Origin of the sequence: Mesorhizobium sp. C264A, from assembly GCF_040324515.1 — a bacterium.
Lineage (GTDB): Bacteria > Pseudomonadota > Alphaproteobacteria > Rhizobiales > Rhizobiaceae > Mesorhizobium.
This window is the reverse complement of sequence record NZ_JAMYVY010000002.1, coordinates 876,071-900,516: the sequence shown is the minus strand read 5'-3', so window position 1 is coordinate 900,516 and position 24,446 is coordinate 876,071. Positions and strand designations below refer to the sequence as shown.

Sequence of the window (24,446 nt, the reverse complement as noted above, 5' to 3'; positions counted from 1 at the left end):
AGACAGGTTTTCATGAGCGATCAAAGCGACAACGCCAACGGCGCTGAGGCCGAATACGGCGCCGATTCCATCAAGGTTTTGAAGGGGTTGGACGCTGTCCGCAAGCGGCCGGGCATGTATATCGGCGACACCGACGACGGCTCGGGCCTGCATCACATGGTCTATGAGGTGGTCGACAACGCCATCGACGAGGCGCTGGCCGGCCATGCCGATCTGGTCACGGTGACGCTCAATCCCGACGGTTCGGTCACCGTTATCGACAATGGCCGCGGGATTCCGACCGATATTCACACTGGCGAAGGCATTTCGGCGGCCGAAGTGATCATGACGCAGCTGCATGCCGGCGGCAAATTCGACCAGAATTCCTACAAGGTGTCTGGCGGCCTGCACGGCGTCGGCGTCTCGGTGGTCAACGCGTTGTCGGCCTGGCTGAAGCTGAAAATCCGCCGCAACGGCCAGATTTTCGAGATGAGCTTCACGCATGGCAATGCCGATGCGCCGCTCAAGGCGACCGGCAGCTATGAGCAGAACAAGCAGCCCGGCACCTATGAGGGCCGCAGCGGTTCCGAGATCACCTTCTTTCCGTCGTCCGAAACCTTCACCATGGTCGAGTTCGACTTCGGCACGCTGGAGCACCGGCTGCGCGAGCTCGCCTTCCTGAATTCCGGCGTGCGCATCATTTTGACCGATGCCCGCCATGCCGATCTCGTGCGCCACGAGTTGCACTATGATGGCGGCCTGGAAGAGTTCGTCAAATATCTCGACCGGGTCAAGAAACCGCTGATCGACAAGCCGATCGCCATCAAGGCCGAGCGCGACGGCATCACCGTCGAAGTGGCGATGTGGTGGAACGACAGCTACCACGAGAACGTGCTGGCCTTCACCAACAACATCCCGCAGCGCGATGGCGGCACCCATCTGGCCGGCTTCCGTGGCGCGCTGACGCGCCAGATCACCGGCTATGGCGAATCGTCGGGCCTGACCAAGAAGGAAAAGGTGGCGCTGATCGGCGACGACTGCCGCGAAGGCCTGACGGCGGTGCTGTCGGTCAAGGTTCCCGACCCGAAATTCTCCTCCCAGACCAAGGACAAGCTGGTCTCGTCGGAAGTCCGCCCGGTGGTCGAAGGCCTGGTCAACGAGGCGCTTGGCACCTGGCTGGAAGAACACCCGACCGAGGGCAAGGTGGTCATCGACAAGGTGATCCAGGCGGCCGCGGCGCGCGAAGCCGCGCGCAAGGCCCGAGACATCACCCGCAAAAGCTCGCTCGGCGTCACCTCTCTGCCTGGCAAGCTTGCCGACTGCCAGGAACGCGACCCGGCGAAATCCGAAATCTTCATCGTCGAGGGTGACTCGGCCGGCGGCTCTGCCAAGGGCGGCCGTTCGCGCCAGAACCAGGCAATCCTGCCGTTGCGCGGCAAGATACTCAATGTCGAGCGGGCGCGCTTCGACCGCATGCTCGGCTCCGAGATGATCGGCACGCTGATCACCGCGCTCGGCACCTCGATCGGCAAGGACGAGTTCAACGCCGACAAATTGCGCTACCACAAGATCATCCTGATGACCGACGCCGACGTCGACGGCGCCCATATCAGGACCTTGCTGCTCACCTTCTTCTTCCGCCAGATGCCGGAGCTGATCGAGCGCGGCCATCTCTACATCGCCCAGCCGCCGCTCTACAAAGTGACGCGCGGAAAAAGCTCGCAATACATCAAGGACGAGAGCGCCTTCGAGGAGTTCCTGATCGGCTCCGGGCTGGAGGAGGCGTCGCTGACGCTTGCCTCCGGCGAGGCGCGGGCCGGACAGGATCTGCGCGGCTCGATCGATGATGCACTGGCCGTGCGCCAGCTCATCAACGGGCTGCACACGCGCTACAACAGGGGCGTGGTCGAACAGGCGGCGATCGCCGGCGCGCTCAACGCCGATGTGCTAAACGACCTCGGCCGCGCCAATGCCATGGCCGAACGCGTCGCCCAGCGCCTTGACATCATTGCCGAGGACACCGAGCGCGGCTGGACCGGCCGGCTGTCGACCTCCAATGAAGGCGTCGGCGGCTATGTGTTCGAACGCACGGTGCGCAGCGTCAAGGAATTCGCGCAGCTCGATGCCGGGCTGATAAATTCGGCCGACGCACGCCAGCTCGACCGCTATGCCCCGCGCCTCATGGAAGTCTATGGCGAGCCGCCGGTGCTGCGCCGCAAGGATGTCTCCGAAACCATTTCGGGGCCGCTGGCGCTGCTCAACGCGGTGTTTGCGACCGGCCGCAAGGGCCTGACCATGCAGCGCTACAAGGGCCTCGGCGAGATGAATGCCGAGCAGCTCTGGGAAACCACGCTCGACCCGAATGTGCGTTCGCTGCTGCAGGTCAAGGTCAATGACGCCACCGATGCGGATTCGCTGTTTTCGCGGCTGATGGGCGACGAGGTCGAACCGCGGCGCGAATTCATCCAGGACAACGCGCTGTCAGTTGCCAATCTGGACATTTGAGGGCTGGGGGCCTTGCCGCCGGAGCTCCACTCCGGGTCAGGCCTTTGGCTCCAGCTTCCGACCAAGGTCCACCGCGTCGCGCAGCACTTGCAGATGCGAGCGCGGCGCGGTGCCCGCCGGCAGGGCGATTTCGACGCCGTTTGCCGTCGATGACCAATAAAGCGTGTGGGTGAAGATACGGCCAAGTGAGCTGCGAAGCTCGATCTGGATGTTCTCCACACCGGGGCCGAAGTTTTCCGTCATCGGACCGGAAATCGGATCGCCTGTCGCCCAGCCATTGCCGCGGTCGTAGACGTTCGTCCAGCGCGTTGCCGCAAACACCGCGCCATGATGCACCGCGCGCTGCGCCTTGCCTTGGCTGTGTCCTTCCCGGTAAAGCACGGTGCCGCCGGGGCGCCCGTCATCGGCAATCGGCGGGCAAGCCGAGAACAGGCGCTCGGCAAGGCCACGCCTGAATTCCGCGAGATTGTAGGTCACCAGGAATTCGCTGTGGGAGAGCGGACTGCCAAGCGTGACGAAATCGCTGATCTTCCAGGGCAGCGGGTGGTCGGCGTCCTTGGTCCGAAGCTGCTGGTAGAGCGCCCATTGACCGCGCCGGAATCCGGCGAGGTCTTCAAGGTTCTTTGGCCACGCTGACCCATCAGAGCCGAGCGTTGCCTTGTCGACGGCCTCGACCGCCGCCAGTTTGGCCTTGTCGCGGACCGCTTCCAGCCTTCGCGGCCGGAACTCGGCCCACAGGATCTGCAGCAAATCATAGGCGATGATCGACCCAAGGCTGTGCGAGACCAGCACGATGCGGTCGTAAGCATCGTCCTTCATCAGCGTCTTGAGCAACGTCAGGCCTCTGTCGCGGATCAGCGCACGCTTCTCGATCGTCGCCGCCTCGGCGCGCACATAAGCGGCGACGTCACCGAAATAGGGCAGGGCGAACTGATCGACCGCCCAGATGACAAAAGAAGCGAGGGTGGTGATCATCAGGCCGGTCGTCAAGGTAACGGCCTGTTGCCAGACCGATGTTGCCAGCACGAGTGCTGCGCCCAGAATGACGATAACGATCAGAAGTGTGGCGACGTAAAGCTTGCGGGCGTCGAGCGGAATGTCGGCGGGCTTGCGCCACAACAGGTTCGTCACCCAGGCGGCCAGCCGGCCGCGCGTCGTGCCTTGCGTGATGTCGGCCCAATAAAGCTCGTAGAAATCGGTACGGCGGCCATCGACGTCGTAGGGCGTGGTGATGCGGCGCAGCTCGTGTGACTTGGTCCGGCTGTCGGGCGTGATCCAGCTCTGGTTGATCGTGGCGCCGGAAACGGCCGGATCGGGAATCTGGGCGTAGGGTGGAGCACGGGTGGGATCGCTGCTCCAGACCGCCTGGACGAATCCCCTCAGCGTACCCATCGGCCGCTGCTCGCCCATGCCGTGCACGATCACCACCGCCTGGCCGGGCTGCGCCTTTTTGTAAGCCAGCGATGCGACAGTCTTGGGCATCAGCGTCTCCGTTGACGACATCCGACGGCGGGATCGCTCATGCTACCCCCGGCTCACCGAGCCAACAATACACGGCAGCCCATGTGGAACTCCGTGAACCAATCCACAGTTTCGCAGTTGTGCCTCGGGCCGCGCGGAAAATAGTTCCGTTCCCGGCAAGCAAATCATTTCATTGCCCTTCGGAACGGAAATCGCTCAGGAACATTGTGACGACATCGATCAATTTCTCGCAGGGAGGCTCTTTATGGGACGCGGTATTTTGCTCTGGTTGCTCGGTATTCCGATCCCGATCATCATTCTCATCATGCTGTTCGTACGGTAGGAGGCGTCGATGCAGTCCACCGTATCGGCTGTCGACGTATCCGCCTCAACGGAATCCTCCGCCCCGGCCGTCAGCTGGGGTCCGATCATCGCCGGCGCCTTCGCGGCCTCGACGCTGACCTTCATCCTCATGCTGCTCGGTTCGGGGCTGGGGCTGACCATGGTCTCGCCGTGGTCCGGCGCCAGTGCCTCGCTGACCACCTTCGCGGTGTCCGGCGCCATCTGGCTCATCATCGTGCAATGGCTGTCCTCCGGGGTCGGTGGCTATCTTGCCGGACGCCTGCGCACCAAATGGGTCGGCATCCACACCGACGAGGTCTATTTCCGTGACACCGCGCACGGCCTCCTCGCCTGGGCGCTGGCGACATTGCTGGTCGTCGGCATTCTCGGGTCGGCGCTGTCGGCAGTGCTTGGTTCAGGCGTGCAGGCGGCTTCTACTGTTGCCTCAGGCGCCGCCATGGGTGCTTCGGCCGGCGCGTCCGCCAATGCCGGCAGCGCACCGGCCGACAATGCAACGTCCTATCTCGTGGATACGCTGTTCCGTCCGGCTGATGCCGCCAGGCTCGCGGCGGCCAATCCGGACAGCGATGCGGCTGCGGCCGGGCAGGCTTCGCGCATCCTCATCGCCAGTGCGGCGGCAGGCGAAGTTTCGGCTGACGACAAGACCTATCTGTCGCAGCTGGTCGCCGCCCGCACCGGGCTTTCCGAGGCCGACGCCAAGGCGCGTGTCGACGCCCTGGTGGCCAGGGTCGAGGACGCCAAGGTCAAGGCAAAGCAGGCCGCCGACGCCGCGCGGAAAGGCAGCGCCACCTTCGCCCTGCTTGGCGCGCTGTCGCTGGTTATCGGCGCCTTCATCGCCAGCGCTGCGGCAGCCCTGGGCGGCAGGCAGCGCGACGACGAGGAAGCGGTTTTCCTGACCAGCCGCTGAACCGGTCTTCAACATCAAAAAGCCCGGTCGAACCGGGCTTTTTTGTTTCCGATGATGGACCGACAACCTTCCAGTGGAAGGTTGCGGCGGCTTAGTGATCCATGGCCTTGACGATTTCCTCGGTCATCTTCTTGGCGTCGCCGAGCAGCATCATGGTGCCGTCCTTGTAGAACAGCGTGTTGTCGATGCCGGCGTAGCCCGAGCCGAGCGAGCGCTTGACGAACAGGCAGGTGCGGGCCTTGTCGACGTCGAGGATCGGCATACCGTAGATCGGCGACGACTTGTCGTCGCGGGCGGACGGATTGGTGACGTCATTGGCGCCGATGACATAGGCGACATCGGCCTGCGCGAACTCGGAGTTGATGTCTTCCAGTTCGAACACTTCGTCATAGGGAACATTGGCTTCGGCGAGCAGCACGTTCATGTGGCCGGGCATGCGGCCGGCCACGGGGTGGATGGCGTATTTGACATCCACGCCATTGGCCTTGAGCTTGTCGGCCATTTCGCGCAGCGCGTGCTGGGCCTGGGCGACCGCCATGCCGTAGCCCGGCACGATGATGACCTTCTGTGCGTTCATCATCAGATAGGCAGCGTCGTCGGCCGAGCCCTGCTTGACCGTGCGTTCGATGCCGTCATCGGCAACCGCCGCGGTCTCGCCGCCGAAGCCGCCGAGGATGACCGAGATGAACGACCGGTTCATGCCCTTGCACATGATGTAGGACAGGATGGCGCCGGACGAGCCGACCAGCGCGCCGGTGATGATCAACGCCAGATTGCCAAGCGTGAAGCCGAGTGCCGCGGCGGCCCAGCCGGAATAGGAATTCAGCATCGAGACGACGACCGGCATGTCGGCGCCGCCGATCGGGATGATCAAGAGGACGCCGAGCGCCAGCGAAGCCGCGACGATCAGCCAGAACACCAGCTTGGCCTCGGTGGTGACCAGAAGCACGATCAGCACGATCAGCGCGATGCCGAGGACCGCGTTGATGATGTGACGGCCGCCGATCATGATCGGCTTGCCCGACATGCGGCCATCGAGCTTGAGGAAGGCGATGACGGAGCCGGTGAAGGTGATGGCGCCGATGGCAACGCCAAGGCTCATCTCGATCAACGCCTGGGCGTGGATGTCGCCATTCGTGCCGATGCCGAAACTTTCCGGCGCGTAGATGGCGGCTGCCGCTACCATGACGGCGGCAAGGCCGACCAGCGAGTGGAAGGCGGCGACCAGCTGCGGCATCGAAGTCATGGCGATGCGGCGCGCTGTAACGGCGCCGACGCCGCCGCCGATGGCCAGACCAAGCACGATCAGGCCGAAGCGCCCGGCGGACGGAGTCGCCAGCGCCAGCGTGGTGGCAATGGCAATGCCCATGCCGATCATGCCGTAGAGATTGCCTTGGCGGCTGGTGGTCGGATGCGACAGGCCGCGCAGCGCCATGATGAACAGGACGCCGGAGACCAGGTAGAGGAAGGACGCGAAGTTGGCGTTCATGGCTCTCTACCGGTCCTTCTTCTTGTACATGGCCAGCATGCGCTGGGTGACCAGGAAGCCGCCAAAGATGTTGACCGAGACCAGCATCAGCGCGACGAAGCCGAAGCCGGTGGCAATGCCGGAGGCCGAGATGCCGACGGCCAGCAGCGCGCCGACGACGATGACCGAGGAGATGGCGTTGGTGACCGCCATCAGCGGCGTGTGCAGCGCCGGCGTCACCGACCAGACGACGTAGTATCCGACGAATATCGCAAGTACGAAGATGGCGAAGCGGAAGACGAAGGGATCGATGGCGCCGCCGGACAGTGCGTGCGCGGCATCGCCCGCCGCATCGGCGCCACCGGGCGCGTTGGCCAGGTTCTGCACAGCCAGCCGGACGGCGGCACTTGCCTGGTCGAGCTGATCGAGGGCTTTCTGCAAGGTCTGATCCATCACGCGATCCCCTTCGGCTTGGCGGCGGACTTGCCGGCAGTGGCTTTGTCGGACGCCTTTTTCGGTGCAGCCTTCTTCGGCGTGGCATCAGCCACCATGGTCTCGGCCGGAATGGCCGCCGGTTCGATATGGGGCTGTTCCGCCGCCTTGGCGAAGGCCGGATGCACCACGCGGCCAGCGTCGGTCAGCATCGTCGCCTTAACCAGATCGTCTTCGCGGTTGATGGCGAGCGTCTTGCTGGTCTTGTCGACCAGCGTCTCGAGGAAGGCGAACAGGTTCCTGGCGTAGAGCAGCGAGGCCGATGCGGCGACGCGGCCGGGCACGTTGAGGTGGCCGACGATCTTAACGTTGTTGGCCGTCGTCACCACCTGACCCGCAACCGCGCCTTCGACATTGCCGCCGCGCTCGACGGCGAGGTCGACGATCACCGAACCCGGCTTCATCGAGGCGACCATCGCCGCCGACACCAGCTTCGGCGCCGGCCGGCCGGGGATCAGCGCCGTGGTGATGACGATGTCCTGCTTGGCGATGTGCTCAGCGGTGAGCGCTGCCTGCTTCGCCTGGTACTCCTTCGACATTTCCTTGGCGTAGCCGCCGGCGGTCTCGGCCGCCTTGAACTCCTCGTCCTCGACGGCGAGGAACTTTGCGCCAAGCGACGCCACCTGTTCCTTGGCGGCGGGACGAACGTCCGTGGCGGTGACGACAGCGCCGAGACGGCGCGCCGTGGCGATCGCCTGCAGGCCGGCAACGCCGACGCCCATGATGAAGATCTTCGCCGCCGGCACGGTGCCGGCCGCAGTCATCATCATCGGCAGCGCGCGGTCATACTCCGATGCGCCGTCAATCACGGCCTGGTAGCCGGCGAGATTGGCCTGCGACGACAGCACATCCATCGACTGGGCGCGGGTGATGCGCGGCATGAATTCCATCGAGAAGGCGGTGACCCCAGCCTCGGCAAGCGCCGCGACCGCGGCATCATTGCCGTAGGGATCCATGATGGCGATGACCGCCGCACCCGATTTGTAGCCCTTCAGCTCGGCGTCGGTCGGCCGGCGCACCTTCAGCACCACATCCGCCCGTCTCGCATCCGAAGCCTTGCCGATCGCGGCACCCGCCTTGGCGAACTCCTCATCGGGAATGCGCGACCTGGTGCCGGCGCCCGTCTCGACGGTGACGTCGAAGCCCAGCGCCGCCAGCCGCTTCACGGTATCGGGCGAGGCCGCGACACGAGGCTCGCTGGCATCGAGCTCGCGAGGGATGAAAACCGTCTGTCCCACCGCATGATCCTTTCGGCTGGAACCTGTTTGCGCAAGAGTGCGGCTTTGCGAAAGAGTGCGGCCGGATGTCCGGCTACGCCCTTGGCAAGGGTCTGAAGAGACTATCGGAGAATGAAGGCGCCGAGGGCGAGGATCAGCACGAACAGGATGGTCGCGGAGAAGAAGCCGCCTGCGAAGAAGCCGAAAGCCATGGCCAGGAGCAGGGCGCCGCAGAACAGCGAGCCGTATTTGGCCAGCGCCAGAAAGCCATGATAGGTGCGGTCATGTTCGGCATAGTCCATCTTCGCGCCCAGTTCGACAGGACCGGTCGGCGTGTGATCAGCCATAGGAATACCCCTTCGAAGACATCTTTGAGGCACATAGCGAAAAGCTGGACCAAGAGCAATGGCGCTATTGCCGCACGACCAGCGACAACAGCCTCAAAGAATGTTGAAAGCCGGCGGTATGGGCTCTTGTCGCCGGCCTAACGTCGAACGTTGAGGGTTTTGCGTTTCAACCGGCTAGATGCGGAAACAGCCCGAGCAGCCCAATGACGATCAGATAGAGCGCGACGATGTAGTTGAGCAGCCGCGGCATCACCAGGATCAGCACGCCGGCAATCAGCGAGATCAGCGGGGTCAGTGCTAGCTCGGGAATATGCATGTCGGTTCCTTTCTATGGCCGCGTCGGGGTCGTGACGTCCAGAACGCCGAAGCGGCCGGAAAGCTCCTCGCACCGGGAGCTAAAGTGCGCCGGCTTTGCCGACATTACGCTGCTTCGCGAAAATATTTAGCGGTGGGCAGGATGGTCAGCGGCGCGAGCTCGCCGGCCGGCGCCTTGGCAAACAGCATACGCCGCTCCAGCGCCGTCGACTGGAAGAAGGGAAAGCGCTCCAGCGTCGGGGCCATGTTCTGCTCGCAGATCGATTCATAGAAGAAGATCGGCATGGTGAAGGGCGGGTAGAGGCGCGGCTCGCCGACCTGCACCGATCCGAAGATGCGATGGTAGAAGGCCGTGTGCTCCTCGCGGATCATCGAAATGCAGCTGGTGGCGTTGAAGAAGGTGTTGGCGATAACCGCGAGCCGCAGCGTGACATAGGGCAGGGCGCGGTTGGCCGACGACATTTGCGGATCGATCGCCAACCGGCTCGGGTCGATGAAGGTTTCACCGCGCGCCAGCCGCAGCAGCAGCCGGTCGCCGAAAACGGTCATGATCGGCGCTTCGGGGGTCTCACGGGTCAAATGGTGGAGCCTGACGGTGCTGACCAGCTCGCCATCCATGAAGACGCCGAAACAGTAGCAATTGCGCACTTCGTCAAGGTGATCGACGAGCTTCTGTTCGGTAATGGTGTCAAGCAGGCCGTGTGTATGAAAGGCCTTGTAGCGCAGCCGGTAGACCGCTTCGAGATCCTCGCCGCTTTCGCAGCGCCGGTATTCGACACGCTCGAGGACGTCGAGGACGTTGCGGGCGAACAGGGAAGGCGGGCCAGATTTGACTGCCGCACCCGAAAGCACACCTGACTGATGCGTGTCCATTACTTCCCCTCGTACCGCCGCAGGAGAACAATACCGGACGACCGAAGGAACAAGAAGATGAAACTCTAATCGTCTGTGTTTACCGATCATTAACCTTAACAATCAGTTAACGTCTAGACAATACAACGCTTTTTAGACGGGCTTTTCAAGCGCAATTTAATGACGGGTCAGGGCGTGGCGAGTTTTGCCGCCGGCCGCAGCTCGGCGGCGAAAGGCCAGGTCACGTTGGACATGGTCTCTATGCCCGAGGCACTAAGTGCTGCGCCAAACAGGAAGCCCTGGACGAGGTCCGGCTTGACCGAATGCACCAGGATCTTCAGCTGTTCGAAGGTTTCCACACCTTCGATGGTGACGGTCAGCCCGAGCACGCGGGTCAGGTCGACGATGCCCTTCAACAAGTCGAGCGAACGCTTGTTCTGGGTCACGTCCATCAGGAACGAACGGTCGATCTTGATCTTGTCGAGCGGCAGCTTGTGGAGGTAGCTCAGGCTTGAATAGCCGGTGCCGAAATCGTCGAGCGCAATGCGCACGCCAAGCTGCTTCAGTTCCTCGATATACTGGCGCGTTAGCGATTTGTCGTCGAGCAGCGCGGTTTCGGTGACTTCGATCTCGAGGCGGCCGGCGGCGAGCCCCGAAGTGGCAAGCGCGTCGCGAACCTTCTGGACAACGTCGCGGTTGCGGAAATCCTTGGCCGAAAGGTTGACCGAGACGCTGGTCTGGCCCGGCCATTTGGCGCATTCGGCGCAGGCAGCCGCGAGCACAAAAGTGCTGATCTCGGAGATGATGCCCATTTCTTCGGCCAGCGGAATGAAGATGCTGGGCGAAACCGGCCCGAGATCGGGATGATCCCAGCGGCACAGGGCCTCGCAGCTGGCGATGCGCATGGTGTTCATCGCCACGATCGGCTGATAGACCACCCGCAGCGCCTTGCCTTCGACCGCCGTGCGCAGGTCGGCCTTCATCAGCTGGCGGTTGCGGAACGCCGCATCCATCGCTGCCTCGAACAGCCGCCAGTTGTTCTTGCCGAGTTCCTTGGCCTTGTAGAGCGCCAGATCGGCCTTGACGATCATGGCGTCGACATCGGTGTCGTCGACCCTGGACAGCACGGCGCCCGCGCTTGCCTGGATGCGCAGACCGTGGCCTGCGACGTCGACCTCGCCCTGCAGATCGGCAAAGATCTGGTCGAGCAGGCCCGTCAGATGGCTTTCATCCTCGACGCGGTCGAAGAAGATCATGAACTCGTCGCCGCCGAAACGGCTGACATTGACGCCTTGCCCGGCGACGGCCGCCAGCCGCTCGGCAACGGCATAGATAAGTCCGTCGCCGACCGGATGGCCGAGGGTGTCGTTGACGCTCTTGAAATCGTCGAGATCGAGCACCGCCAGGGCGCACAGGCGGTCGCGGCTGCCCGACGCCATGGCTTCACCGACCAGCTCATGGAAATACGCGCGGTTCGGCAGGCCGGTAAGGCTGTCATAGCGCGCCATGAAGCGGATTTTTTCCTCAGCCTCGACGCGGGCGGTGACGTCCTCGAAGGTGATGACACCGAGATCCTGATTGCCTTCGCGGGCCGAGAACTCATAGTGCTGGCCATTGGAGAAGGAGACCAGCACCTTGCGGTCGCGGCCCTCGCGCAAGGCGCGCGTCAGCTGCGCTTCGACATAACGACAGTCTTTCGGCGCCAGCATGCCGCCGGCGACGCCGCGCAGGAGCAGCGAATGGATCGACCGCCCGAGCAGTTGGTCGGGCGAGCGCAGCGACATCAGATGCGCGGCTTCGGCATTGCCGACCACGACCTTGCCGTCGGGGCCGAGCATGACCAGGCCATGCGACATGGTGTTGAGCGCGCGGTTGAAGCGCTCGGCGAGCCTGGCGGCCGTCTTGCGCTCCGAAATGGCGTTGAACAGCACGGTGCGGACGTGGCTGGCCATCCGGGTGATGATGAAGATGAACGGCACTATGTAGAGGCCGAGGATGAAATCGCCGAGATGTCCCTTGAGCATCAGCCCGACCGCGATCGGCAGCACGACCGTGAAGGCCTGCACCGCAACCATGGTCTTGGAGCCGTAATTGCGGCCGACAATGGTCACCGTCGAGCCCATTATGACGGCGATGGCGGCGCTTTCCCCGAAGACATCGGGAATGAGATAGATTGAGGTGAAGCAGAAAAGCCCCATGAAGAAAGCCTGGATGGTGCCGCCAACCAGATAGTAGCGTTCCCACTTCTTGGCTTGTTCATAAGTTTCGAAACTGCCTATGCGCAGGCCTTTGCAGATGCCGTAGTAACGGTAAAGCCCCGCCCCAAGCATAAGCGCGGCCAATGCAAGATAGGCCGGATGCCCCGAGGTAAAATAAACCAGAATGCCGATGAGGCCATGGCAAAATGCGCCAATCAGCAGGATCCCGGGATCGTTGAACAACGATCGCACGAACCCAGCATAGACGTCCTCACCTATCTCTGCGGCTTTGTTTTCTTGCATGGCCTGCGGTGTCGCACGAACCGCAGTCATGTCACATTCGCCTTAAGAAAGGTTTAGAGATGCCGTTTCGACGCTTGGCGTCAAGTCGGCTCCACCGGCGTAAACCGCGAAAATTCGTGTTCAGGTAAACAAGGCGTATCGATCACTCGGCGGCCTGAAGTTCAGGCCGCGCCGGCGTGTTGGCCAGCCGCTCGACAAGCCTTGTGCGCTCGCCCTCGGCCTTTTCGGCGCTGCCCTGCCTCACATGGCCGTAGCCGCGAATGAGCGCCGGCACCGAGACAAGGGCGATGGCGGCCTCGATCCTGCCTGGCGCAAGTGCCTTGGCGACAAGCTCCAGATCGGCCTCATAGCGGGCCAGAAGCTGCCGCTCCATGCGCCGCTCAGTGCTGTAGCCGAACACGTCGAAGGCCGTGCCGCGCAGGCTTTTCAGCGCCGCGAGCAGGCGAAAACCCTTCATCATCCACGGGCCGAAGCTCGATTTCCTCGGCTTGCCGTCATTGCCGCGCCTGCCCATGATCGGCGGCGCCAGATGAAATTCGAGCTTTTCGTAGCTCTGGAACTGTTTTGACAGCTCCATAGCGAAGGAGCCGTCAGTGTAGAGCCGCGCCACCTCATATTCGTCCTTGATCGCCATCAGCTTGAACAGGTTTCTGGCGGCGGCCTCGGTCACCGCGGTCGAGTCAGGCACGGCCTTGGCCTCGGCAGCACGCAAAACCGCCAGCTTCTCGGCATAGCGCCTGCCATAGGCGGCATTCTGATAGGCAGAGAGGAAAGCGACGCGGCGGGCGATGATATCGTCCAGCGTCTTGGCGATCTCAGTGGCCTTGCCCGGCTGGGCGACGAGGCCGCGCACAAACTCCGGCTGATGCGCGGCGCGCCGGCCCCAGCGGAAGGCGGCGATGTTCATCGCCACCGCCTCGCCGTTTAATTCGATTGCTTTTTCAATGGCTTGCGCCGACAGCGGCAGCCCGCCATTCTGGAAGGCGAAGCCGAGCATGAACATATTGGCGCCGAGTGAATTGCCGAACAATTGGGTGGCGGTGCGCGTGGCGTCGAAGAAATGCGTCTTGTCTTCGCCGGCGGCAGCACGGATCGCCTTCTTCAGGCGCTCGATCGGCAGCGAGAAATCGGCCGAACGGGCGAATTCGCCGGGCATGATCTCGGCGGTGTTGGCGAGGAAGATGGTATGGCCTTCGCGCACTGCGGCCAGCACCTTCTTGGCGCCCGAGACGACGAGGTCGCAGCCGAGCACCAGGTCCGCCTTGCCGGCCGAAACGCGGATCGCGTGGATGTCGTCCGGAGTGCGGGCGATGCGGACATGGGTGAACACCGAGCCGCCCTTCTGGGCGAGGCCGGCCATGTCGATCATGCCGCAGCCCTTGTCCTCAAGATGGGCGGCCATGCCGAGCACAGCACCTATGGTGACGACGCCGGTGCCGCCGACGCCGTCGATGATCGCCGCCCAACCCTCGCTACCGAGCGGGAATTCGGCCGGCACCGGCACGCCGTCAAGCGGGTCGGAGCGGCCGGCAATGCCTTCGGCCTTCCTGATCTTGGCGCCGTGCACGGTGACGAAGGACGGGCAGAAGCCGTTGACGCAGGAGAAATCCTTGTTGCAGCTCGACTGGTCTATTCTGCGCTTGCGGCCGAACTCGGTCTCGACCGGCTGGATCGAGACGCAGTTCGATTGCACGCCGCAATCGCCGCAGCCCTCGCAGACCAGTTCGTTGATGAAGACCCGCTTGTCGGGATCCGGGAAGGTGCCACGCTTGCGGCGGCGGCGCTTTTCGGCGGCGCAGGTCTGGTCATAGAGCAGCACCGAGACGCCCTTGACGTCGCGCAACTCGCGCTGGACGAGGTCGAGGTCGTCGCGGTGGTGGATGGTGGCGCCGGAGGGGAATTCGGCCTTTCCTGCATATTTGTCCGGCTCGTCGGTGACGATGGCGATGCGCTCGACGCCTTCGGCGCGCACCTGCCTGGCGATCATGTCGACAGTCAGGCCGCCTTCATGCGGCTGGCCGCCGGTCATAGCGACGGCGTCGTTGTAGAGGATCTTGTAGGTGATGTTGGCATCGGTCGACAGCGCGAAGCGGATCGCCAGCGTGCCGGAGTGATTGTAGGTCCCGTCGCCGAGATTCTGGAAAATGTGGCCGCGCTTGGAGAATGGCGCCTGGCCGACCCATTGTGCGCCCTCGCCCCCCATGGCGGTGAAGCCGACCGTGTTGCGGTCCATCCACAGCGCCATGAAATGGCAGCCGATACCGGCGGCGGCGATCGAGCCGTTGGGCACCTTGGTCGAGGAATTGTGCGGGCAGCCGGAGCAGAAGAACGGCGTGCGCGAACCGATATCGCTGGTGTCGGCAAGCATCGCCTGGGACTGGCGCAGCTTCGCCACCTTGGCAGTGATCTCTTCCGAAGGGCCGATTGTGCGCAGGATGCGCTCGCCCAGCGCAATGGCGATCTCGTTGGGGTCGAGCGCGCCCTTGGCCGGGAACAGCCAGTCGCCGCGCTCGTCCTTCTTGCCGACGATCATCGGCTGGGTGGCGGTGCCGTAGAGGTTTTCGCGCAGTTGCACCTCGATCAGCGAGCGCTTCTCCTCGACGACGACGATGGTGTCGAGGCCGCGGGCGAATTCGGCGATATGCTGCAGGTCGAGCGGCCATGGGCAACCGACCTTGAACAGGCGGATGCCGATGCGGCCGGCGGCGGCCTCGTCGATGCCGATATCTTCCAGCGCCTGGCGGACATCGAGATAGCTCTTGCCGAGCGTGATGATACCGAGCTTCGGCGCCCGGCCACCCGAATAGACGATGCGGTTCAGGCGGTTGGCATGGATGAAGGCGGATGCAGCGGCGCGCTTGTATTCATGCAGCCGCTCCTCCTGGCCGAGCATGTCGATCTCATCGCGGATGTTGAGGCCGCCGGGCGGCATATCGAACTCCGGCACGACGATGTTCAGGCGCTCGAGCGCGGCATCGACGGAGGCCGTGGATTCGATGTTGTCCTTGACGCATTTGATAGCCGCCCAGGTGCCGGCGAAGCGCGACATGGCAAAGCCGTAGAGCCCGTAGTCGATGATCTCCTGGACGCCGGCCGGATTGAGGATCGGCACCATGGTGTCGACGAACAGGAATTCGGTGGCGTGCGCATTGGTCGATGATTCGGCCATATGGTCGTCGCCCATCAGCGCAAGCACGCCGCCATGCTTCGACGATCCCGCGAGGTTGGCGTGGCGGAAAACGTCGCCGGAGCGGTCGACGCCCGGTCCCTTGCCGTACCAGACCGAAAACACCCCGTCATGCTTGCCTTCGCCCATTAATTCCGTCTGCTGAGAGCCCCAGCAGGCGGTGGCGGCAAGCTCCTCGTTGAGGCCGGGCTGGAAAACGATGTCGGCCTGCGCCAGCTGCTTTTTCGCCCGCCACAGCTGCATATCGAGGCCGCCGAGCGGCGAGCCGCGATAACCGGACACGAAGCCGGCCGTGTTGAGGCCGGCCCGGCGGTCGCGCTCGCGTTGCATCAAAAGCATGCGGATGACCGCCTGTGCACCGGACAGGAAGATGCGCTCCTTACCAAGATCGAACTTGTCGTCGAGCGCGACGTCGTGCAGCGTCATCAGGCATTTCCTCTGCGGAGACAGCACCGGGGGCGCGCAGCCAACGTAGGAGTGAGATGGCGCAGTCTTTCTCCGCTTGCAAGGCAGGTCAAACGAAATCGAAAGTGCCAGGCAAAGCGCAACGAACGATCCGCTGCCGTCGCGTATCCGGCACGAAATCGGTCCGCGGCGGTTGTCCGGCGACCAAAAATTTCCACGCAATCGCGCCGGGCTAAGACGCGTCAGCCTTTCGAGCAATCCGGCTTCGGCTCACCCGGCAGCTTGCCGTCGGGATGGCCGGCAAGATCGGGATTGGCCGTATAGAGCTGGTCGACCACCAGCGGCCGGTCGGGAAGGATCGACTGGTCCTCGCTCGACATCAGCGTCGTGTCGATCTTCTGCAGGAACGTGCCGTCAGGACCCCTGATGCTGATCGAAATCGCATAGGGCTTGTCCTTGACGATACAGGTCAGCGCCGGGCTTTCCAGGCTGACCTTGTCGAGCTTCGGCCAGACCTTCTGCTCGATCACCAGGGGAGGACCGCCAGCCGGATTCTGGAAGCTGGCGACCGCAACCTGGCCTTCGCCCATCGGCTGCAGGGGCCGCAGCGTCACGACATAGGTCGCCCGGGCGAGGCGGTAATTGAAGACGACGACCTTGCCGGAAACCTCGAACAGCTTGCCGTCGCCGCCGGTGTCGCGGCAGGCGCCAAGCGCAACGGCTGCAATGAGCGCAGCACCGACAAGGATCGAACGAAAAACAACCCTAGGCATTGTTGACCTCATGGGGCGCCGTGCGGCGGCGGCGATAGTGACGGCTTGCTTTCTGGCGGTTGCCGCACACAGCCATATCGCACCAAAGGCGGCTGGAATTGCGGCTCCTGTCGACGAACAGCCAGCTGCAATTGGGACAGATCCTGAGCCTGGCGACCGTGTCGTCGCGCAGCAGCGACAAGGCCGAAACCGCCAGCGCCGCCTCGAACGCGATCGGCGTCGATGGGTCGCCGAACGGTCTACCCGGTGCGCCGATTTCGGCCAGGCTCCGGTCGAGGCCGTTGGCGCAGGCCTTGAGAAAAGCGGCGAGGTCGCCGGCGGCAAGCGCACCTTTCGACACCGCGCCGCGAAACAGGCAGTCGGTCGTCTCGCGGATCGCCAGCACCACCGGGGCGATCCTGTCCGGCGAGGTCGCCTCCAGCGGTCTGCCGCCAAGCTCGGCACCGCGAAAGCCGCTTGCGGCATCGGCGAAGCGCGCGATCTCGGCCGGATCGTCAAAACGGTCGAAGGTCTTTTCCGGATCGTTGCGCAACACCACGGTGTTGGCCGTATCGAGCGCAAGAATGCCGCCGGTGAAGCGATGTGGGGTCCAAGATACTGTCATATCAGAAATCTAACCCATAAAACGCATTTGACAAGTTAGATTCTACGATGCAAACCTTGGCGCGGGCTCCGGCGCCCGGAAAGCTGTCTATGCTCTATTTCTTCCAGCAGGTGCTGAACGGGCTGCATTCCGGCGCGCTCTATGCGCTGCTTGCCTTCGGCTACGTGCTGACCAACGGCATCCTGCACCGGACCAATCTCGCCTATGGCGCGCTGTTCGCCTTTTGCGGCCAGACGATGATCCTGACCGTGGCCTTCGGCTATCAGGTATTGTGGCTGACCTTGCTGGCGGCAGTGGTGCTCGGCGTCGTCACGGCTTTCCTTTATGCCGCGCTGATCGGCCACGTGCTGTCGCGCAGCGTCTTCGAACCGCTGGCCGACCGCACGCCCAATGCCATTGTGGTGACGACGCTCGGCATCCTGCTGGTGCTGTCGGAAGCAAGCCGTATCGCCGCCGACACGCATGATTGGTGGCTGCCGCCGATGCTGGCGCAACCCATTGTCTTCGCTCAGGATGCCGGCTTCCAGGCGACGCTGACGCTGATCCAGCTCATCGATTGCGCGGTGGTTCTGGCGGCCATCATGCTCGCTGCATGGGCGTTTGCCCGCTCGGGCTTCGGTCGCCGTTGGCGCGCCGTCTCCGACGACCCCAAAGCGGCTGCCATGTGCGGCGTGGACGTGCGCGCAGTGTTCCGGCATGCGGTGCTGTTCGGCGGTTTCTGCGCCGCGCTGGCCGGAATCATGGCCGCCCTTTACTACGGCAATGTCAGCTTCGGCTCCGGCCTCGTCTACGGGCTGAAAATCCTGTTCGTGACGGCGGTGGGCGGCTATCTCTCTCCGCCTCGGGCCGCGCTCGGTGCGGCCGCCTTCGGCATGACGGAGTCGCTATGGGCCGGCTATTTCCCGATCGAATGGCGCGATGGCTGGATGTATCTGTTCCTGGTCGCGGCACTTGTGCTGATCGGTCCCGGCCGCGACCAGCAGAAGATCGCCTGATCGCCGCATCCGCTGTCAGACTTTGGTTGCATGACGCAGCAGCCGGTCGGCACTTATCCCCTGCCTCCCGTCACGACGGCGTTGATCGCGCCCATGCCATGTTGACCCGCCGAACCACGCACGGCATACCGTTGGGCCACAGCGGCGCGACGGAAAATAGGGGAGCCGGCGCGCCTTCGACCTCAGGGAGGAAATGCATGGCAGGGCTGCTCGCTCTATCCAGAACGATCGACCGTATGAACGAGTTCATCGGCCGGTGGATATCGTGGCTGATCCTGCTGGCAATCCTGGTCAGCGCCGCCAATGCCATCATCCGCAAGGTCTTCGACGTCTCGTCGAATGCCTGGCTGGAACTGCAGTGGTACCTGTTCGGCGCCGCCTTCATGCTGGCCGCCGCCTACACGCTGAAACAGAACGACCATATCCGCATCGACATCGTCTACGGCATGTGGTCGCGCCGCGTGCAGCACTGGATCGACCTGCTCGGTCATGTCTTCTTCCTGATGCCGTTCGTGACGCTGATGGTGATCTATTTTGTCCCCTACGTGTCGCTGTCGTTCCGCAGCGGCGAAATGTCGAACAATTCCGGCGGCCTGATCATCTGGCCGGCCAAGGCAATCCTGCTCGTCGGCTTCTTCCTGCTGGCGCTGCAAGGCATCTCCGAGATCATCAAGAAGATCGCCATCATGCGCGGCGACATGGACGATCCCAATCCGTTCATCTCGGTGCACGAACAGGCCGAGCTCGAGGCTAAAGCCCTTGCTGAAGAGGCCAAGGCGCTCGCCCAGGAGGCGCGCCCATGATCGAGTTCATCGCCCAGAACATGGCGCCGATCATGTTCGCTTCGCTGATCGTCTTCCTGCTGATCGGCTATCCCGTCGCTTTTTCACTCGCCGCAAACGGCCTGATGTTCTTCTTCATCGGTGTCGTGCTGTCGCCCTATTCGGGCGGCTCGATCAACCTGGCGTGGCCGCTGCTGCATGCGCTGCCCGACAATTTCTACGGCAGCCGGGTGATGTCGAACGACACGCTCTTGGCAATCCCGTTCTTCACCTTCATGGGCATCGTGCTGGAACGATCGGGCATGGCCGAGGACCTGCTCGACACGATCGGCCAGCTGTTCGGCCCGGTTCGCGGCGGCCTTGCCTATGCGGTGATTTTCGTCGGCGCGCTGCTTGCCGCGACCACGGGCGTGGTCGCGGCTTCGGTCATCGCCATGGGCCTGATCTCGCTGCCGATCATGCTGCGCTACGGCTATGACCGACGACTGGCGTCGGGCGTCATCGCGGCATCCGGCACACTCGCCCAGATCATCCCGCCGTCGCTGGTGCTGATCGTTCTGGCCGACCAGCTCGGCCGTTCGGTCGGCGACATGTATGCCGGCGCGCTGATCCCCGGCCTGGTGCTGACCGGCCTTTACACGCTCTACATCCTGATCATGTCGATCGTCCGGCCGAACTCGATGCCGGCGTTGCCGCTGGCGGCCCGCACGCTTGGCCACGGCGTGCTGTCGCTGCTCGCGGCACTGCTGGTGGCAGTCGCGGCTTCCTATGCGGCCTATCGCTACCTTGCGCCGGCGCATGGCGACAATGCCGATATCCTTGGCGCCAGCATCGGGGTGATCCTGATCTATATCGTGGCGATCGCCGACAAGGGCCTGAACATCAACATGATGTCCAGGTTGGCGCAGCAGGTGATCATCGTTTTGATCCCGCCTCTGGCGCTGATCTTCCTGGTGCTGGGCACCATCTTCCTCGGCATCGCCACCCCGACGGAGGGCGGCGCCATGGGCGCGGTTGGCGCCCTGGCGATGGCGGCAATGAAGGGGCGGTTGTCGCTGGATGTCATCAAACAGGCGCTCGCGTCGACCACCAGGCTTTCCTCCTTCGTGCTGTTCATCCTGATCGGCGCGCGGGTGTTCTCGCTGACCTTCTACGGCGTCAACGGCCACGTCTGGGTCGAGCATTTGTTGACGTCGCTGCCGGGCGGCGAAGTCGGCTTCCTGATCGGCGTCAACATCCTGGTCTTCGTGCTCGCCTTCTTCCTCGACTTCTTCGAGCTCGCCTTCATCATCGTACCGCTCTTGGCGCCGGCTGCCGATAAGCTCGGCATCGACCTGATCTGGTTCGGCGTGCTGCTCGGCGTCAACATGCAGACAAGCTTCATGCACCCGCCTTTCGGCTTTGCGCTGTTCTACCTGCGCTCTGTCGCCGCGCGCGTGCCCTATCTCGATCGCCTCACCGGCAAGCAGATCGCGCCGGTGACCACCGGCCAGATCTATTGGGGCGCCGTGCCCTTCGTCTGCATCCAGGTGATCATGATCGGGCTGACCATCGCCTTCCCGCAAATGGTCATGCGCTACAAGGGTGCGGCCGTCGATCCGGGAACGATCGAGATCAACTTGCCTGATATGCCAGGCCTTGCGCCTCTCGGCACACCACCACCAGCCAACGGTGGCCCATCACCCGCGGCGCCACCGTCGAACGATCTCTCGCAGCCGCCGAATTTCGGCGAGACGCCGCCCGCCAAGCCGGCGGCGCCGGCGACCGACCTGTCGCAGCCGCCGAACTTCAACTGATGTGTGAACACTGAGAACCTGAGTGAGGATGTCATGAGAGCCGTGCGCCTGGAAGCCGTGGGCAGCATTGCGCTACGGGAGGTCGACAAGCCTGTTGCGGGACCGCAGGACGTTCTGGTGCGCGTCGAAGCCTGCGGCGTTTGCGGCACCGACCGTCACCTCCTCCACGGCGAATTCCCTTCGAGCCCGCCGGTGACGCTTGGTCACGAATTCTGCGGCATCGTGGAGGCTGTCGGCGATGCGGTTTCCGGCATCGCCATCGGTGACCGTGTTACCGGCGATCCCAACATCTTCTGCGGACGCTGCAGTCATTGCCGAGCCGGCCGCGTCAATCTGTGCAGCAATCTCAGGGCCATCGGCATCCATCGCGACGGCGGCTTCGCCGACTACGTCGTGATGCCGCAGAGCCAGGCCTTTCTTCTGCCTGCGAACCTCAAGCCAACGCATGGCGCCTTCTGCGAGCCGCTGGCCTGCTGCCTGCACGCTGTCGACCTCGCCGGAATCAGACCCGGCGCTGCCGTGGTGGTGCTTGGTGGCGGCGTCATCGGCCTGCTTACCGTGCAATTGGCGAGGCTCGCAGGAGCGGCGACCATCATCCTGTCGACGCGGCAGGCCTCCCGCCGTGCGCTCGCCGAAGAGCTCGGTGCAACGGCGACGGTCGACCCAAACGCGGTCGACCCGATCGAGGCGATCGCCGGCCCAACCGGCCTTGTGCCCGGCGGGGCCGACGTGGTGCTCGAATGCGCCGGTGTCCCCGATACCGTCGAACAATCGATGCGGCTGGCGAAGTCCGGCGGCTCGGTGGTGATCGTCGGCGTGATGCCGCAAGGCGTGAAAGTGCCCTTCGAACCGTTCGACATCCTGTTTCGCGAACTGAAGGTTCTCGGCTCGTTCATCAACCCCTTCACCCACAGGCGGGCGGCGGACCTTGTCGCGTCCGGCGCAATCGAGATCGACAAGCTCATCTCAAGGCAGGTCGGCCTGGAGGAAGCCGCCTCGGTGATCGCCAATCCGGCAGCGCCCGGCGAGGTCAAGGTGTTGGTGGTGCCGGGCATGGAATGAAGGGCAGCCTCAATCCTGCGGCGTTGGCGATTGGCGAAACGGCGATGACCGCGCCCCTCTCCCCGTCACTATACGGGGACAGGATGCCGGCAGGCAGGTGAGGGGTAGCGTCAACGCTCGGAAAAATAAGCTATAATTTCGGGGCGGCTACCAAGCCCAAGGCGATCGATCGCCGAAGTTTGCGCCGCCCCTCATCCACCTGCCGGGACCTTCTCCCCGTATAGTGACGGGGAGAAGGGACAGATCCCAGCCTACAGTTTCCCGTTGCGCTGCTGGACCATCATGAAGGTGTCGTAATTGTACTCGGCCACCTGCGCCCACAGATAGTGCTCCTTGCGGAAGCCCTTGATCGAGTCCCAGATCTTCTTGAACGGTGCGTTGGTGGCTTCCATTTCGGTGTAGACCTCATTGGCCTTCTCGAAACAGGCGGCCATGATGTCCTGGCTGAACGGGCGCAATTTCGCGCCGCCGGCCACCAGCCGCTTCACCGCCGCAGGATTGAGAAAATCGTATTTCTGCAGCATGTTGGCGTCCGCCGCCTGCGCGGCGGTGTGCACAAGCGACTTGTAGGCGGGCGACAGCTCCTCGTACTTGGCCTTGTTGAACAAGAGATGGACGGTCGGGCCGCCTTCCCACCAGCCGGGATAATAGTAGTAGGGCGCGACCTTGTAGAAGCCGAGCTTCTCGTCGTCATAGGGGCCGACCCATTCGGCGGCGTCGATCGTGCCTTTTTCCAGCGCCGGATAGATGTCGCCACCGGCGATCTGCTGCGGCACGACGCCGAGCTTCTGCACCACTTTGCCGGCAAAGCCGCCGATGCGCATCTTGAGGCCGGACAGGTCGGCGACGGTGTTGATCTCCTTGCGGAACCAGCCGCCCATCTGCACGCCGGTGTTGCCGCCGGGCAGGCCGAAAAGACCCTGCGTGGCAAGAAACTCGTTGAACAGGTCGATGCCGCCGCCATGATAGTGCCAGGCGTTCATGCCGCGCGCGTTGAGCGAGAACGGCACCGCCGCACCGAGCGCCCATGTCGGGTCCTTGCCCCAATAATAGTATGACACCGTGTGGCAGGCCTCGACGGTGCCGGCAGTGGTGGCGTCGGCGGCCTGCAGGCCGGGCACGAGTTCGCCGGAGGCGAAGACCTGGACCTGGAAATTGCCGTCCGTCGCCTCAGACAGCATCTTGGAGAAGACTTCGGCGCCGCCATAGATCGTATCGAGTGACTTGGGAAAGGATGACGCCAACCGCCACGTCACTTTCGGATTGGACTGGGCGATTGCCGGTGCGGCTAGCGTAGCGGCAGCCGCCGCTGCGCCCACGCCGGTGACCCCGGCCTTGCGGATGAATGAACGACGATCCATGCAGTTCCTCCCTATTGGACCAACAACCGATATCAGGGACATCTCCTCACGTCCGGTATCGATTTGCCCGAAACAATACACGGGCAAAAGGTCGAGTCCAGCATGGTGGCGGGATTTGACGGCGGCGCTGGCGACAAATCCGCGGGCCGGCCGGCCAGCCTGCAACTATAGTCTAACGTTCGCCGCGTGGCCCATGCGAGATGGCGAAACTTGCCATGGAAAAGCGCCTTCGGATCGCCTATTTTGCAGGCACAATAGCTATTCGCTTCGCGCCAAATGGAATCCGGACCCAAAATGCACCAGCCGCTCGTCGCCATATCAACCGACGTCCGTCAGTTCGACAACTACACCTGGCATGCCGTCCCGCAGCAATATATCGAGGCAGCACTTTCCGGCGCCGGCGTGTTCCCGCTTTTGGTGCCGTCATTCGGTGACCGGCTCGACTTCGACGAGCTGTTGTCTTCGGTCGACGGTGTCATGGTCACTGGCTCGAAGTCCAACGTGCATCCATCGCTCTATGGCGGCGACGCCAGCGAAGCCAACGGCCCCTACGACCCGGCGCGCGATTCCACCACGCTGCCGCTAATCCGCAAGGCGATCGAGCGCGGCGTGCCGCTGCTTGCCATCTGCCGCGGCATCCAGGAGTTGAACGTTGCGCTGGGCGGCACGCTTGGCACCGAGATCCAGGAGCGCGAAGGCTCGCTCGACCATCGCGCGCCGGTGAGCGACAACCAGGACGAACGCTTCGCCATTCACCAGACCATTTCGATCAAGCCGGGCAGCTGCCTGGCCGGCGTGTTTGGCGCCGGCGACATCAAGGTCAACTCGCTGCACCGCCAAGGCATCGACCGGCTCGGCTCGAAGCTGCAGGTCGAGGCGGTTGCCGGCGACGGCACGGTGGAGGCAGTTTCGGTGAAGGACGCCCGCGCCTTCGCCGTCGGCGTGCAATGGCACCCCGAATACTGGGTCAAGTCGGACAACAACTCGGCCAAGATCTTCCGCGCCTTCGGCGATGCGGTGCGGCTGCATGCGGCGGCGAAGGCCGGCGCGCGGGCGGCGGCGGAATAAATCCCG

General features: G+C 63.6%; 19 protein-coding genes. 7 read left to right on the top strand and 12 right to left on the bottom strand.

Annotated elements, in window-relative coordinates:
- Positions 1-12: 12 nt before the first annotated feature.
- Positions 13-2,484 (top strand): DNA topoisomerase (ATP-hydrolyzing) subunit B, encoded by a 2,472-nt coding sequence (gene gyrB / locus NKL04_RS23290; protein ID WP_023671333.1) that lies wholly within the window; start codon positions 13-15, stop codon positions 2,482-2,484.
- 36 nt (positions 2,485-2,520) lie between these two features.
- On the opposite strand, the gene NKL04_RS23285 is transcribed toward gyrB, so the two are convergent.
- On the bottom strand, positions 2,521-3,966 hold the full coding sequence (locus NKL04_RS23285; protein ID WP_023703663.1) for a hypothetical protein: 1,446 nt from the start codon (positions 3,964-3,966) through the stop codon (positions 2,521-2,523).
- 331 nt (positions 3,967-4,297) lie between these two features.
- Between NKL04_RS23285 and NKL04_RS23280 the strand changes: the two genes are divergently transcribed.
- Entirely contained in the window at positions 4,298-5,215 is a 918-nt protein-coding gene (locus NKL04_RS23280) for a membrane protein (RefSeq protein WP_023700421.1), read from the top strand.
- Between the two features lie 91 nt (positions 5,216-5,306).
- Here the strand turns inward: NKL04_RS23280 and NKL04_RS23275 are convergent, their stop codons facing one another.
- From NKL04_RS23275 to NKL04_RS23230, 10 genes are all read right to left on the bottom strand, one after another.
- A complete protein-coding gene (locus NKL04_RS23275; protein ID WP_023671337.1) occupies positions 5,307-6,704 on the bottom strand; it encodes an NAD(P)(+) transhydrogenase (Re/Si-specific) subunit beta in 1,398 nt (465 codons plus the stop codon).
- Between the two features lie 6 nt (positions 6,705-6,710).
- Entirely contained in the window at positions 6,711-7,136 is a 426-nt protein-coding gene (locus tag NKL04_RS23270) for a proton-translocating transhydrogenase family protein (RefSeq protein ID WP_032885960.1), read from the bottom strand.
- Positions 7,136-8,413 (bottom strand): Re/Si-specific NAD(P)(+) transhydrogenase subunit alpha, encoded by a 1,278-nt coding sequence (locus NKL04_RS23265; RefSeq protein ID WP_023671339.1) that lies wholly within the window; start codon positions 8,411-8,413, stop codon positions 7,136-7,138. Before NKL04_RS23265 ends, NKL04_RS23270 begins: the two co-directional genes overlap by 1 nt.
- A gap of 101 nt (positions 8,414-8,514) precedes the next feature.
- On the bottom strand, positions 8,515-8,739 hold the full coding sequence (locus NKL04_RS23260; RefSeq protein WP_023671340.1) for an aa3-type cytochrome c oxidase subunit IV: 225 nt from the start codon (positions 8,737-8,739) through the stop codon (positions 8,515-8,517).
- A gap of 166 nt (positions 8,740-8,905) precedes the next feature.
- Positions 8,906-9,055, bottom strand: a complete 150-nt coding sequence (locus NKL04_RS23255) for a DUF3096 domain-containing protein (RefSeq protein WP_023671341.1) — start codon at positions 9,053-9,055, stop codon at positions 8,906-8,908.
- 104 nt (positions 9,056-9,159) lie between these two features.
- Positions 9,160-9,927, bottom strand: coding sequence for an N-acyl amino acid synthase FeeM domain-containing protein (locus tag NKL04_RS23250; RefSeq protein WP_023671342.1), 768 nt, complete (start codon positions 9,925-9,927; stop codon positions 9,160-9,162).
- Positions 9,928-10,094: 167 nt separating this feature from the next.
- Positions 10,095-12,437, bottom strand: a complete 2,343-nt coding sequence (locus tag NKL04_RS23245; protein WP_031209247.1) for an EAL domain-containing protein — start codon at positions 12,435-12,437, stop codon at positions 10,095-10,097.
- 112 nt (positions 12,438-12,549) lie between these two features.
- Positions 12,550-16,020, bottom strand: a complete 3,471-nt coding sequence (locus tag NKL04_RS23240; protein WP_352724446.1) for an indolepyruvate ferredoxin oxidoreductase family protein — start codon at positions 16,018-16,020, stop codon at positions 12,550-12,552.
- Between the two features lie 221 nt (positions 16,021-16,241).
- Entirely contained in the window at positions 16,242-16,772 is a 531-nt protein-coding gene (locus NKL04_RS23235; RefSeq protein ID WP_023671345.1) for a hypothetical protein, read from the bottom strand.
- On the bottom strand, positions 16,765-17,376 hold the full coding sequence (locus NKL04_RS23230; protein WP_023683519.1) for a CGNR zinc finger domain-containing protein: 612 nt from the start codon (positions 17,374-17,376) through the stop codon (positions 16,765-16,767). Before NKL04_RS23230 ends, NKL04_RS23235 begins: the two co-directional genes overlap by 8 nt.
- An 89-nt stretch (positions 17,377-17,465) precedes the next feature.
- Between NKL04_RS23230 and NKL04_RS23225 the strand changes: the two genes are divergently transcribed.
- The 4 genes from NKL04_RS23225 (at position 17,466) to NKL04_RS23210 (ending at position 22,011) form a co-directional block, all read left to right on the top strand.
- Complete coding sequence (locus tag NKL04_RS23225; RefSeq protein WP_023683518.1) at positions 17,466-18,371, top strand: branched-chain amino acid ABC transporter permease; 906 nt, start codon at positions 17,466-17,468, stop codon at positions 18,369-18,371.
- 197 nt (positions 18,372-18,568) lie between these two features.
- The gene (locus NKL04_RS23220; protein WP_023683517.1) at positions 18,569-19,174 is read left to right on the top strand and encodes a TRAP transporter small permease subunit; all 606 of its coding nucleotides are present in this window, start codon (positions 18,569-18,571) and stop codon (positions 19,172-19,174) included.
- Complete coding sequence (locus tag NKL04_RS23215) at positions 19,171-20,949, top strand: TRAP transporter large permease (protein ID WP_352557151.1); 1,779 nt, start codon at positions 19,171-19,173, stop codon at positions 20,947-20,949. The genes NKL04_RS23220 and NKL04_RS23215 overlap by 4 nt, the downstream gene beginning before the upstream one ends.
- A 33-nt stretch (positions 20,950-20,982) precedes the next feature.
- Complete coding sequence (locus NKL04_RS23210) at positions 20,983-22,011, top strand: zinc-dependent alcohol dehydrogenase family protein (protein WP_023683515.1); 1,029 nt, start codon at positions 20,983-20,985, stop codon at positions 22,009-22,011.
- A gap of 251 nt (positions 22,012-22,262) precedes the next feature.
- Here NKL04_RS23210 and NKL04_RS23205 read toward each other — a convergent pair whose 3' ends face one another.
- Positions 22,263-23,372, bottom strand: coding sequence for a TRAP transporter substrate-binding protein (locus tag NKL04_RS23205; protein WP_023671351.1), 1,110 nt, complete (start codon positions 23,370-23,372; stop codon positions 22,263-22,265).
- Between the two features lie 294 nt (positions 23,373-23,666).
- Here NKL04_RS23205 and NKL04_RS23200 point away from each other — a divergent pair, with 294 nt between their 5' ends.
- Positions 23,667-24,440 carry a gamma-glutamyl-gamma-aminobutyrate hydrolase family protein gene (locus NKL04_RS23200; protein ID WP_023671352.1) on the top strand — a complete coding sequence of 258 codons (774 nt, stop codon included), beginning with the start codon at positions 23,667-23,669 and terminating at the stop codon, positions 24,438-24,440.
- Positions 24,441-24,446: the final 6 nt, after the last annotated feature.